The sequence below is a fragment of the Streptomyces ortus genome (assembly GCF_026341275.1).
Classification (GTDB): Bacteria; Actinomycetota; Actinomycetes; order Streptomycetales; family Streptomycetaceae; genus Streptomyces; species Streptomyces ortus.
In genome coordinates, this window is record NZ_JAIFZO010000002.1 from 8,564,821 (window position 1) to 8,577,703 (window position 12,883).

Sequence of the window (12,883 nt, forward strand, 5' to 3'; positions counted from 1 at the left end):
AGCGGGGCCAGGGCATGCCCCGTGCAGCAGATGTTGGGGTCCCAGTCCCACATCTGCCCAGCGCAGGACGTGCACGGTGAGGCACGGTTCTGCGCAGCTCTCGTGCCTGCTGGAGCGCGGGTGCTGGACGCCGGTTGCGACACCGGGACGGGTCGCGATCCGGCTCGCGGAGCTCGGGTACGACTGCGTCGGGGTGGATCTCGACGCGTCGGTGCCGGCAGTGGCGCAGCAGCAGGCGCCGGAACTGCCCTGGTTCCAGGCCGATCTGACCGGGTTCGCCGGCTGGGGTCGGCATCGCGGCGGACTTCGATCTCGTGGTCGCCGCAGGCGGCATTTTCCCGTTGCTCGCCGCCGGCACCGAGGCAACGGTGGCCGGCCGCCTCGCCGCGGCCCTGCGTTCGGGCGTTCTGAGGGCCGTCGGCTTCCGCCTGGACGAGGCCCATCTGCCCGTGCTGCCGAGCATCACGCTGTCGGAGTACGACGACTGCTGTGCCGCAGCCGACCTCACCCTCGTCGACCGCTTCGCCACCTGGGATGCCGCCCCTACGACGGCGGCGGCTACGCCGTCAGTATCCACGGCCGGGGACAGTCTGAGAGTCCGGCCCGCGGTCCACGCGCCCCGACATCGTCGCGTACGCGGCAGGTGACCAGCTCATTTCCCGATGTCACGCACTGCCGAACCGCGAAACGGCTGTCGACGAGACCCCCGCAACCGCAGTCACCGGTTTCACCGCACGGGGAACAGACCTGAGTACGTCAGAGTTTCGTAAGGGTTTACATACTGGGCAGTGCGTCATCTGGTTCTAAGGTACCGGGAAGGGGGAGTGGATGGTCGGCAAAAGATTCAGCCATTCCCTTCGAAACGTATACGCAACGCTTCGTGTGTCGTTTTCCCGTCCCAATAGAATTGAGAAGGAGAGACGTGAAGAAGTGGCTGGCTGAGTTCATCGGAACGCTGTTTCTTATGTTAACCATCACCACGGCGGTGCTTTCCAAGGCCGCGTTGGCGCCATTGGCCATAGGCGCAGTTCTGATGGTCATGGTATACGCCGGAGGCCATGTATCCGGTGCCCACTTCAATCCGGCCGTCACGCTCGCGGTCTTCCTGCGGCACAGGATCGCAGCGGCCGACGCAGGTGCCTACGTCGTGGCCCAGGTAGTGGGTGCAGCGGTTGGAGGGCTGATCGGTCGCTGGGTCGTCAACCCGGCAGACGTCACGGCCGTGTCCTTCTCGGGCCGTCAACTCGGGGCCGCGCTCATGGTGGAGGTTCTTTTCACCTTCGCACTGGCCTACGTAGTCCTCAACGTCGCCACCAGCAGCGACCACGAGATGAACTCGTTCTACGGTCTGGCCATCGGTTTCACCGTCCTCGCGGGTGCGGTGGCAGTGGGTGGCGTATCCGGAGGAGCCTTCAATCCCGCTGTGGCCGTGGCGGGTTCCATGGCCGGCTTGTTTTCCTGGTCCTCGCTGTGGGTCTTCCTCCTTTCGCAGAGCGTGGGCGGCGCCCTGGCGGCTTTCGCTTTCCTCGCCCTCAATCCTCATGACCGCGGTGTGCTGCCGACCGAACCGGACGCAACACGTGGCGTCGACACCCCGGATTCCGGAGTTCGGAATCCCGCCTGAGTTTCTCAGGACGGTGAGCGGTGTCTCACCCGCAGGTGTCAGCGAAACACCCGATACGCGTCCGGGGCGATGTGGTGGAGATGGTGCGTCCGCCGTCCAGAGAGTGCCTGTGCACTGTCGCGTCTCTTACTTTGCAGTCCATGCCGTTCGGAAGGATTCCCCATGACCGAGAACCATGACGCGATCGTCACGGACCCGAAGCCGGAGGAGACCGGCGGCTGCCCGGTCGCGCACGGTCGCGCCCCGCATCCGACCCAGGGCGGGGGCAACCGTCAGTGGTGGCCCGAGCGCCTCAACCTGAAGATCCTTGCCAAGAACCCGGCCGTGGCGAACCCCCTCGGTGAGGAGTTCGACTACGCCGAGGCGTTCCAGAGCCTCGATCTTCCCGCGGTCAAGCGGGACATCGCGGAGGTTTTGACGACTTCGCAGGACTGGTGGCCCGCGGACTTCGGGAACTACGGCCCGCTGATGATCCGTATGGCCTGGCACAGTGCGGGCACGTACCGCATCAGTGACGGCCGTGGTGGCGCCGGCGCCGGCCAGCAGCGTTTCGCGCCGCTGAACAGCTGGCCGGACAACGTCAACCTCGACAAGGCCCGCCGTCTGCTGTGGCCGGTGAAGAAGAAGTACGGCCAGAGCCTGTCCTGGGCCGACCTGATGATCCTGACCGGCAACGTCGCCCTGGAGACCATGGGCTTTGAGACCTTCGGCTTCGCCGGTGGCCGCGCCGATGTGTGGGAGCCCGACGAGGACGTCTACTGGGGTCCTGAGACCACCTGGCTGGCCGACGAGCGCTACACCGGTGACCGTGAGCTGGAGAACCCGCTGGGCGCGGTCCAGATGGGTCTCATCTACGTCAACCCCGAGGGCCCCAACGGCAACCCGGACCCGGTCGCCTCGGCCCGTGACATCCGTGAGACGTTCCGCCGGATGGCGATGAACGACGAGGAGACGGTCGCCCTGATCGCGGGCGGTCACACCTTCGGCAAGACCCACGGCGCGGGCCCGGCGGACCACGTCGGCGACGACCCCAGGCCGCCCCGCTGGAGGAGCAGGGCCTGGGCTGGAAGAGCAGCTACGGCAGCGGCAAGGGCGGCGACACCATCACCAGTGGCCTGGAGGTCACCTGGACGAGCACGCCCACCCGGTGGAGCAACGGCTTCTTCAAGAACCTCTTCGAGTACGAGTGGGAGCTCACCCAGAGCCCCGCGGGCGCGAACCAGTGGGTGGCCAGGGACGGCGCGGGCGCCGGGACGATCCCCGACGCCCACGACCCCTCCAAGAGCCACGCCCCGAAGATGCTCACCGCCGACCTGGCGCTGCGCTTCGACCCGGCGTACGAGGAGATCTCGCGCCGTTTCTACGAGAACCCCGACCAGTTCGCGGACGCCTTCGCCCGCGCCTGGTACAAGCTCACCCACCGTGACCTGGGCCCCAAGTCCCTCTACCTCGGCCCCGAGGTCCCCCAGGAGACCCTGCTGTGGCAGGACCCGCTCCCGGCCCTCACCCACGAGCTGATCGACACGGCGGACATCGCCGAGCTGAAGGAGCAGGTCCTTGCCTCGGGTCTGACGGTCTCCGAGCTCATCTCCACGGCGTGGGCTTCGGCCTCCACCTTCCGCGGCAGCGACAAGCGCGGCGGCGCCAACGGCGCCCGCATCCGCCTGCAGCCGCAGAGCGGCTGGGAGGTCAACAACCCCGACCAGCTCGCCCCGGTCCTGCGCACCCTCGAAGGCATCCAGTCGTCCTTCAACTCCGCGCAGCCGGGCGGCAAGCAGGTCTCCCTCGCCGACCTGATCGTCCTCGCCGGCGCGGCGGGCGTCGAGAAGGCGGCCAAGGACGGCGGCGTCGACATCGAGGTGCCCTTCACCCCGGGCCGCACCGACGCCTCCCAGGAACAGACCGACACCGAGTCGTTCGCCGCGCTCGAGCCGACCGCCGACGGGTTCCGCAACTACCTCGGCAAGGGCAACCGCCTCCCCGCCGAGTTCCTGCTCCTCGACAAGGCCAACCTGCTGGGCCTGAGCGCTCCCGAGCTGACCGTCCTCGTCGGCGGTCTGCGGGTCCTGGGCGCCAACCACGGCCAGTCCACCCACGGCGTCTTCACCGACACCCCCGGAACCCTGACGAACGACTTCTTCGTCAACCTCCTGGACCTCGGCACGACGTGGACCTCCACCTCCGCCGACCAGACCGCCTTCGAAGGCCGCGACGCGTCCACCGGCCAGGTCAAGTGGACCGGCACACGCGCCGACCTCGTCTTCGGCTCGAACTCCGAGCTGCGCGCGCTGGCGGAGGTCTACGCGAGCGACGACGCGAAGGAGAAGTTCGTCAAGGACTTCGTCCAGGCATGGGTCAAGGTCTCCAACGCGGACCGCTTCGACCTGGTCTGACACTCAGTCCGGTTGTTGCACATGCCGTAGCGGCATGTGGTGGGGGCGGGGCATCCCAGCACGAACGGTTCCGTCTGCGATGTACCCCTCCCTCGCGCCTCCCCGGCAGGTCAAGATGGGTGATGCCGCCGCGTTCGCCGGGATCGCCCCACGCGCCATCCGCCACTACCACCAGATCGGTCTGCTGCCGGAACCCGGGCACGGTGGGGACGGTCGCCGCATGCCGCGGCGACGCCCGCTTCACCGAGCTGCTTCTCGGCCTCACGGAACGCTCGACTGCAGCGCCGCGCCCTCGCCCGTCCACCACCGAACCGCCGTCACGGTAAGGGCACTTCCGACCTCCTGGCGCCGGCGGTCGCTACGATCTGCGGCGTGTGCGCAAACATTGTGGTTGCCGAAGACGACGCGAAGCAGGCCGAACTGGTGCGCCGTTACCTGGAGCACGAGGGTCACGCCGTCACGGTCGTCGAGGACGGCCGGACGGCTCTCGAGACGGTCCGGCACCAGGAACCCGACCTGGTCGTCCTCGACGTGATGATGCCCGGGGCCGACGGTCTCGACGTCGTACGGATCCTGCGCGCCGAACGCCGGGAGGTGCTGGTGCTGATGCTGACGGCCCGCAGCACCGAGGACGATCTGCTGCTCGGCCTCGACCTCGGTGCCGACGACTACATGACCAAGCCGTTCAGTCCGCGTGAACTCACCGCCCGGGTACGGACTTTGCTGCGCCGCAACCGGCGCGGCCCTGACCCGGCTCCGGCGACCGAACCACTCCCCGCTCCCGCCCCGGAGCCCGAAGCGGTGCCGGATGAAGGGGTGTTGACGGTCGGCGTGCTCAGGGTCGATCCCTTGCGGCACGAGGTGTCGGTCGCCGGGACGCCCGTCGAGTGCACGCCCGGAGAGTTCCGTCTTCTCGCGGCGATGGCGGCCGAGCCCGGCCGGGTCTTCACCAGGGCACGGCTTCTGGACGAGCTGCACGGCTTCGACAAGTACATCAGCGGCCGGACCGTCGACGTGCACGTCATGAACCTGCGCAAGAAGATCGAGCGCGCCCCACGACGGCCGGCCCGCCTCATCACTGTCTTCGGCGTCGGCTACAAACTCACGGACCCCGCGAAGAACGTGCGCCATGCGTCGTCCTGACAGGGGAGGAGCGGCAGGGGCCGCCCGGCTGCCGCTGCGCAAGAGCCTGGCGGGGCGGCTGTTGACCGTGTCGGCGCTGGTGGCCTCGTGCTCGGTCGCCGCGACCGCCTGGCTGGCCGTGCAGACGACCTCCGTCGCGATCCGCCAGGAGCAGGGGCAGAACCTCAAGTCCGACGCGAAGATCTACAACACCCTCCTCGGCTACGCGGCCACCCATCCCGACTGGGACGGCGCCGACACCACCGTGCGAGGTCTGGCCCTGGAGTCCGGGCGCCGGATCGTGCTCACCACACCGGGCCGACGCCCGTTCGTGGACTCGTCCGACTCGCCCTCAGCGGGCGGCGGTTCGTCCGACGATCTGCTCGCTCAGCAGGCCTCGGCGGTCGTGGATCCGCGTTCCGTCGATACCGTGCTGGTGCCCGACGCGGCCAAGGCCGGCGGCGACCGCGTCGATCCACGGGCCGTGGGGCCCTTCCGGCTGCCCGCGAAGGAACACGACGCACTACGGAAGGCCGCCGCCGGGAGGGTGGAGTGCCTCAGCCGGATGGGTATCGCCGCCGACGTCGTCGAGAGTCCGGGCGGACGGCCCCGCGTTCAGTACGTGAGCGACGAGACCGACGAGGGGACCGACAGCGTCACCGACCGTGACATGGAGGCGAAGTGCTTTGCGTCCTACCCGGTCGGTCCCACCGCGACCGAGCGGAAGGCCCTGAGCGCCCTCAACCAACTGGCTGACGCCTGTCTGAAACGACAGGGTCGCGCCGCCGTGAAACTGAACCTGGACCTGTCCTGGGACCGGAGTTACCCATACGGGCGGGACGACGCGGTCTCCGGCGCCGAGGACGGCCTCAGCGAACGGGAGGCGAAGGCCCTGGCCGCCAAGAAGGCGCAGGACGCCGCGACGGCCGAACGCAAAGCGGCTTCCGGCGGCGCACTCGACTACGCCCCCGCCGAGATCCGCGACAGCGCGTACGACCGGGCCGTGGGCAACTGTGTCGAAAGCGCCCGCCGGGAACAGCTCACGGGCTATGTCGCCGAGCCCGCACTCCTGTTCATCGGCGGCCCCGGTGCCGCCGGTGTGCCTGGCCTCGACCTCTCCCGCGCCAACACCGCACGCATCGCCGGTGTCACCGCTCTGGTCCTCGCCCTCACCGTCGGCGCCTCGGTGCTCGCCGGAGCCAGGCTCGTACGCCCGTTGCACGCGCTCACCGGCGCCGCCCAGCGCATGCGGAAGGGCCTGGACGCGACGCCGGTGCCCGTGCCCGTCGTCTCCGACAACGAGATCGGACGGCTGACGGCGGCCTTCAACGACATGGCCGCGCACCGGGCCCGCCTGGAGGAGCAGCGCAAGGTGATGGTCAGCGATGTCGCCCATGAGCTGCGAACGCCGCTGAGTAACATCCGGGGCTGGCTGGAGGCGGCCCACGACGGACTGGCCGTGCCGGACCCCGCGTTCGTCTCCTCGCTCCTGGAGGAGGCGGTGCAGCTCCAGCACCTCATCAACGACCTCCAGGACCTGGGCGCGGCCGAGGCGGGCGCCCTGCGGCTGCACCGCAAGCCGGTACGGATCGACGAGCTGCTCGGCCAGGTCGCCGCCGCGCACCAGGGGTTGGCCGAGACGGCGGGCGTCACCCTCACGGTCCTGACACCCCCGCCGGGCACCCCTCACCCACCGCTCCTCGACGCCGACCCCGTACGGCTGCGGCAGACCGTCAGCAACCTGCTCTCCAACGCGGTGCGCCACACCCCGGCCGGAGGCACGGTGACCCTGCGCCGGTACGTCACCGACCCGGGGGACGAGTTCGTCGTGGAGGTGTCCGACACCGGCAGTGGCATTCCCGCGGCCGACCTCCCGTACGTGTTCGACCGCTTCTGGCGGGCGGAGAAGTCCCGCAATCGCAGCACCGGCGGCAGCGGCCTCGGTCTGGCGATCGTCCTCAAGCTCGCCGAGGCCCACGGCGGCACCGTGGACGTGGCGAGCACGGAGGGGGAGGGGGCCACCTTCACCCTGCGGCTGCCGACAGCCGAGTCACGGAAGCCGGAGGGCCCAGGTCGACCCTGATGGGATGACGACAGCGCTCTGACAGTTTCCTCACAAGTGGCCTGCAGGGTGAAGCCATGCCCGGAACCTGGTGCGGATCGGCAACCAGGAACGACCAAGCCGGGCTGGAATTGGAGCTCTCACATGTCCCGCCGTCTTACTCTGCGCCCGCTGCGTATCGCTGTCCTGACCGGCGTCGCGGCCGGCGCGCTGCTCGTCCCGGCCACCGCGGCCTTCGCCACCGATCCGACTCCGACGCCGGGTGCGACCGACGCCACCCCGTCCGACAAGGAGGCCCTGGCGAAGAAGAAGGCCGAGGACGCCAGGACGCTCAAGGAGGCCGAGGCCCGGAAGGCCGCCGAAGCCCGGAAGGCCGGAGGGAAGGACTACCCGCGTGGCGGTGTCGCCGCGGGCGAGGCCCCCGCCCAGGACGACAACACCGGCACGCTCATCGGTTCGGCCACCGGCGCGCTGCTGCTCGCGGGCGCAGGCACCTACGTACTGCGCCGCCGCACCACCGCCCGCCGCGAAGGCTGACCCGGCAGCACAACCTCTCGTACGAAACGGTGGCGCCGCCCTTCACCAGGCGGCGCCCTGTGCGTTCCGGCGAACCCTCGCACCCTGTTCTGGAGCCCGAGTTGCCCCCTGCACACCGTCCGGTCCTGTCCCGGGCCCGCCTCGCGACCCTCACCCTGTTGACCCTCGTCACCCTGCTCACCGGCTGTTCGTCCGGCCCCGACCCGAGGGGCCGGGTCGCCCCGACCGCCCCCGCCGCCGCGTCGGGCGCTCCGAAGTCCGAGCGGCCTGCGGCCGACGCTCCGGCGGCCCCTGCCGAGGTGGCCGTTCCCTCCGTGGGGATCACCAGTTCGCTGATGGAGCTGGGCCTCAACACGGACCGGACGGTCCAGGTCCCGCCGGCCGAGAAGGGGATGACCGCAGGCTGGTACACGGGCGGTGCGGTGCCCGGTGAGATCGGCGCGGCCGTCATCATCGGCCACAACGACACCCGCTTCGGCGAGGCCGTCTTCCACGACCTGAAGAAGATCAAGAAGGGTGCGGACATCACCGTCACCGACAGGACGGGAAAAGCCCTCCACTTCACCGTCACGGCCACGGAGAGTGTCGCCAAGAACGCCTTCCCGACGGAGAAGGTCTACGGGCCCACCCAGGAACGTGCTCTACGGCTCATCACGTGCGACGGCGACTTCGACGCGCAGGGGCATCCTGTCGACAACCTCATCGTGTACGCGACAGCGAGCTGATGGCTGTTGACGCGTCCGTCTCGCCCTGCCGTCACGACCACCGTCGGGGCGATGTGGATGCGTGGCGACGCCGTCCTTACGACCTCAACCCGCAGACCCGTAACGCAACGGTATTGCGGCTAGTCCTGGTGCGCGTGCACCAGGGGACGTGAGCGGCTGGTCCGGGTGCACCAGGGGAAGACGGCGGCGTCGGACGATGCCCGGCGCGCAGCCGGAGGGAAGGGTGGGAGGCGCGTGGAAGCCACGCATTTCCCCCGCCCCGCATGTCTGGAGTGGTCGACAGGTGATGAACGCGACGTGCATGTCCGAAGCCGTGGTTCCCCCGGTTCGCATGTGCAGACCGTCGATCGGTGCCCTCGGCATCCTGGCACTCGCCCTGGGCGCCCTGCAGTCCGTCGTGGAGCCTGCACTGCCCTTACTGCAAAGGGAGTTGGAGGTCAGTCCTGGCGAAGGCGCGCTGATCGGCAACACCTTGCTCGTCACCGGCGCGGTCGTCACACCCGTCGCAGGCAAACTCGGCGACCGTTACGGCGGAAAGCGGGTTCTGGTGTGGCTGATGAGCATGGTCTCGGCCGGCGGCCTGCTGGCCGCCCTGGCGCCGAACCTACCGGTACTGCTGCTCGGTCAGGTGTTGCAGGGCGCCATGGTCGGTGCACTGCCCCTCTCCTTCATCCTGGTGCGCAAGCACCTTTCGGCGGGTGAGTCCCAGGTGGCGATCGGGCTGGTCGTCGCGCTGTTCACGGGCGGCGGCATGGTGGGCATGCTGTTCGCCGGGCCGATCGCCGAAGGACTGTCCTGGCACTGGATGTTCGCGCTGCCCACGGCCGTGATCATCGCGACGACGCTGGTCGTGACATGGCTGATGCCGCCTGATCCGCCGATCCCCTCGGACAGCGGGATCGACTGGCCCGGCGCGGTTCTGCTGAGCGGTACGTTGCTCGCGTTCATGCTCGGCCTCGTCACGGTGACGCGGGACGGTGGCCCGCCGCCCTTCGCGGTCGGTGCCATCGCGGTGGCCGTGGTCGCCCTCGCCACCGGATGGGTCGCCGTTGAGCGCCGGGCGGCCTCGCCGATGGTCGATCTGCGCATGCTGACAAGGCCTGCCATGAGGCATGCGTTCGTGTTCACGTTCCTCATCACCATCAGTTCGGGGATGGTGCTCCTGCTGCTTCCGCAACTGTTCGCGGTACCGGCCGACGAGTACGGCTTCGGGGCGGGCGCCACCGACATCGGCCTGTTCCTGCTACCCGGTGCCATCGCCGGGGCGGCGAGCGATTCGGTCGGCGGGATCGCGGCGCGGCGCTTCGGTCCGCGTGCCGTCGTCGTCGTGGGCGCCGTCGTCATGGCGGCCACGATGCTCACCCTGGCGTCACTGCACACCGCGCCATGGCACCTCGTCCTCGCGAAGGTGCTGACCGCGTTCGCAGCGGGTGTCGCCACCACGGCGCTGCTCGCCCGCACCGCCACCGCCGTCGGGGCCGAGGACACCGGCATCGCCACCGGCCTGCTCGTGGTGACGCGCGTGATCGGCGTCGCCCTGGGTGCCCAGGCCGGCGGCGCGATCCTCGACGCCGGAGCCGACCCGACGACCGGGGGAGCGACCGAATCGGCGTTCGTCACGGGATTCGTCGTCGCCGGCCTCGTCGCCATGTTGCCGCTGCTCGTCGTCCGCGTCACGAAGAAGGAGGCCCGAGCATGACACCCACCGGTCTGCCGGCGAACGTGAGCGCCACCGCGAAGCGCAGCGTGCTGATCTCCGGGGCCAGTATCTCCGGACCCGCGCTGGCGTACTGGCTGGCCCGGTCCGGATACGAGGTCACCGTGGTGGAGAAGGCGCACGCGCTGCGGGGCGGGGGCTACCCGATCGACATCCGCGGTACCGCGACAGAGGTGGTCCGGCGGATGGGCATACTGCCGCGGCTGCGGGACGCGCACATCGACTCGCGCCGCGGCACCTTCCTCGACGCCGACGGCAGCGAGGTGGCCTCGCTCGACCTGCGCGCCGTAACCGGCAGCGCCGGGGGACAGGATCCAACCGGACAGGATCTAGAGGTGCGTCGCGGGGACCTGGCCGAGGCCCTCCACGCAGTGGTGCAGGACGACGTGGAGTTCCTGTTCGGCGACTCCATCGACACCCTCGACCAGTCCGGCCGAGGGGTCGACGTCGCCTTCCGGGGTGGACGACGGCGCACGTACGACCTGATGATCGGGGCCGACGGAATGCACTCGCACACCCGGAAGATTCTGTTCGGCCCCGAAGCACGGTTCCACCGTCCCCTCGGCTACTGTTTCGCCGTCTTCACCATGCCCAACACCTTCGGGCTCTCCCGTGAACTCGTGATGTGGAACGTCCCGGGGAAAGCCGCGGCCCTCTACGCCGTCGGGAACAACGACGAACTGCACACCTTCCTGACCTTCCACCAACCGGAACCGCTGCTCGAAGCCCTCCGGGACCCCGATGCCCGACGCGACCTGGTCGCCACGGCCTTCGCGGACGCGGGTTGGGAGATCCCCGCCTTGGTCGAGGCCATGCGCCACGCGGAGGACCTGTTCATCGACACCGCCGCTCAGATCCGCATGCCCCACTGGTCCAGCGACCGCGTCGCGCTCGTCGGCGACGCCGCGTACGCCCCCTCGTTCCTCACCGGACAAGGTTCCAGCCTCGCGCTGGCCGGCGCTTACATGCTCGCTCACTCCCTGGCCACGAACCGGGACCACACGGCCGCCTTCACCGCCTACGAACGAGACGTCCGCGCCTACGTGGCCATGAACCAGGCACTCGTCGACAACGGGGCGGCCACACTCTTTCCCACCACGGCGCGGGCGCTGGAGCAGCGCAACACCATGCTGCGCGATCTCGTCACCATGCCCTCCGCACCGGCGAGACCGGCCTACTCGGCCCTCACACTGCCCGAATACGCGGGGAGCCGGTAGAGCCGGTGGGCGCGGCGGGTCCTGCCGCCGACGGGACGGCAGGACCCAGCGGCGGGGCCCCACCTGGGGGATGTGGCGGGGCCCGGACGAACAGGGTGCACCACAAACCGGCCATCGGGATAGATCCCGGCCGAAAAGAGTTGATCCGGTGGATCCCGGCGCCACGACCGCGGACGGACACGGGAGCGCCCGAGGCGGGTGACCTCCGGTTCATGTCCCGTTCACCGCACACGACCCTCAGCCGTTGCCGTATGTCTCACCGGCGAAGGTCACCCGCACGCGGACCCGATGCCGCGCGCTTCGGGTGGAAGGACTTGTGGGCATCCGTCGACTGGCCGTATCGACCGCGGTGGTCGCCGCTCTGATCGGCACCTTCGGTGTGCCGCTCGCGGCTGCCACCGCATCCGCCGCGGGTGGCGCCACCACCGTGCGCGAGGACTTCAACGGCGACGGCATCGAGGACCTCGCGACCTTCTTTGTCTACGAGAACCACGCCGAGGGCGGCAAACTGTGGCTCGGCACGAAGGACGGCCTGTCCACCGTTCCGCAACGACTGCCCTCAGCGTCCGCCACCGCCGTCGCCGACTTCGACCAGGACGGTTACGCCGACCTCGCCACGCGCGTCTTCCCTGGCGGCGACACCGAGATGGGGGACGACCCGGGGACCGTCAAGATCTACAACGCCTCGTCGGCCGGTCCCAGCCAGACCCGTAAGCGGACCATCGCTGCGACTGCTCGACGTGACGGGCGACGGGAAGGCGGACCTGATCGCGGGTGCGCCGGGCGAGAACCTCGGCACGATCAGGAACGGCGGCGCGGTGTGGCTGCTGCGCGGCGCGACGGCCGGTCTGACGGCGTCGAAGTCGGCTGCGCACAACCTTGGGGGCGGATGCGCAGGCGGCGGAAGCCGTGCAGCCCGGCGACGGCGCGCTCGACGACGTACCGGAAAATGCCCAGGCGGCACGAGGATCGAAGAATGTAAGCGTCACGTGGCCACGGACACGCTCGGTCCGGTCCTGGCCGTCATCGTCACAGCAGCCTCGGTGCACGACTCCACCGGCGGGAAACGCCTGCTCGACGAACGCGCTGCCTCGCACGCCCCAGCGGCCAGCCAGAGGTGTTCCGGCTGGTGATCGTGACGGGGTCAGGCGGCGAGCGAGGTCCCCTCGCGTGCGCGGTCCTGCGACGGTGCCGGCTGCTGGGGTTCCTGGGGAGCGGAGGGTTCAGGTTCCTCGCTCTCCTGAGGGTGCCAGGGCAGCCACGTAAAAGGGTCATCGGTAGCGAGTGGTCCGGTCGCGTCGTGCTCGGATTTGACGCGGCGCGGCGGAGTGATTTCTTTTCGGGCCGCCGCTAAGGCGTCGGTCCTGGGTTTCCTGCGCGTTCTGTGTGGACGGTGCGAATTTTGCGCAATTGGCAAGACGCTATCCATTTCTGGCTCCCGTCGAGTGCCCGAAGGAAAGGAAGTGTCGCGTAGTTCGATGGGTCG

The 12,883-nt window shown here is 69.4% G+C and carries 8 protein-coding genes and 4 pseudogenes; all 12 read left to right on the forward strand.

Annotated elements, in window-relative coordinates; genetic code table 11:
• Nucleotides 1-30: 30 nt before the first annotated feature.
• Nucleotides 31-583 (forward strand): annotated as a pseudogene (locus K3769_RS40445) (class I SAM-dependent methyltransferase); the annotation flags it as partial.
• A 339-nt stretch (nucleotides 584-922) separates the two neighbouring features.
• Nucleotides 923-1,624: an MIP/aquaporin family protein gene (locus K3769_RS40450; protein ID WP_267031195.1), complete on the forward strand. Its 702-nt coding sequence runs from the start codon at nucleotides 923-925 to the stop codon at nucleotides 1,622-1,624.
• 162 nt (nucleotides 1,625-1,786) lie between these two features.
• Nucleotides 1,787-4,017, forward strand: a pseudogene (gene katG / locus K3769_RS40455) (catalase/peroxidase HPI).
• Nucleotides 4,018-4,096: 79 nt separating this feature from the next.
• Nucleotides 4,097-4,237, forward strand: a pseudogene (locus tag K3769_RS40460) (MerR family transcriptional regulator); the annotation flags it as partial.
• Nucleotides 4,238-4,389: 152 nt separating this feature from the next.
• A complete protein-coding gene (locus tag K3769_RS40465; protein WP_267031196.1) occupies nucleotides 4,390-5,160 on the forward strand; it encodes a response regulator transcription factor in 771 nt (256 codons plus the stop codon).
• Nucleotides 5,147-7,222, forward strand: coding sequence for a sensor histidine kinase (locus tag K3769_RS40470; RefSeq protein WP_267031197.1), 2,076 nt, complete (start codon nucleotides 5,147-5,149; stop codon nucleotides 7,220-7,222). The genes K3769_RS40465 and K3769_RS40470 overlap by 14 nt, the downstream gene beginning before the upstream one ends.
• A gap of 123 nt (nucleotides 7,223-7,345) precedes the next feature.
• Entirely contained in the window at nucleotides 7,346-7,738 is a 393-nt protein-coding gene (locus K3769_RS40475) for a hypothetical protein (protein WP_267031198.1), read from the forward strand.
• Between the two features lie 101 nt (nucleotides 7,739-7,839).
• The gene (locus K3769_RS40480) at nucleotides 7,840-8,463 is read left to right on the forward strand and encodes a class F sortase (protein WP_372515135.1); all 624 of its coding nucleotides are present in this window, start codon (nucleotides 7,840-7,842) and stop codon (nucleotides 8,461-8,463) included.
• A gap of 301 nt (nucleotides 8,464-8,764) precedes the next feature.
• Entirely contained in the window at nucleotides 8,765-10,162 is a 1,398-nt protein-coding gene (locus tag K3769_RS40485; protein WP_267031756.1) for an MFS transporter, read from the forward strand.
• Nucleotides 10,159-11,397, forward strand: coding sequence for an FAD-dependent monooxygenase (locus K3769_RS40490; protein WP_267031199.1), 1,239 nt, complete (start codon nucleotides 10,159-10,161; stop codon nucleotides 11,395-11,397). The genes K3769_RS40485 and K3769_RS40490 overlap by 4 nt, the downstream gene beginning before the upstream one ends.
• 427 nt (nucleotides 11,398-11,824) lie before the next feature.
• Nucleotides 11,825-11,995: pseudogene (locus tag K3769_RS41025) on the forward strand (hypothetical protein); the annotation flags it as partial.
• A gap of 391 nt (nucleotides 11,996-12,386) precedes the next feature.
• On the forward strand, nucleotides 12,387-12,530 hold the full coding sequence (locus K3769_RS41265) for a hypothetical protein (RefSeq protein WP_372515191.1): 144 nt from the start codon (nucleotides 12,387-12,389) through the stop codon (nucleotides 12,528-12,530).
• Nucleotides 12,531-12,883: the final 353 nt, after the last annotated feature.

Bases quoted from the DNA above. Each gene is read 5' to 3' on its own strand.
- K3769_RS40485 (WP_267031756.1), top strand. From the start codon at position 8,765: ATGTCCGAAGCCGTGGTTCCCCCGGTTCGCATGTGCAGACCGTCGATC.
- K3769_RS40470 (WP_267031197.1), top strand. From the start codon at position 5,147: ATGCGTCGTCCTGACAGGGGAGGAGCGGCAGGGGCCGCCCGGCTGCCG.
- K3769_RS40490 (WP_267031199.1), top strand. From the start codon at position 10,159: ATGACACCCACCGGTCTGCCGGCGAACGTGAGCGCCACCGCGAAGCGC.
- K3769_RS40475 (WP_267031198.1), top strand. From the start codon at position 7,346: ATGTCCCGCCGTCTTACTCTGCGCCCGCTGCGTATCGCTGTCCTGACC.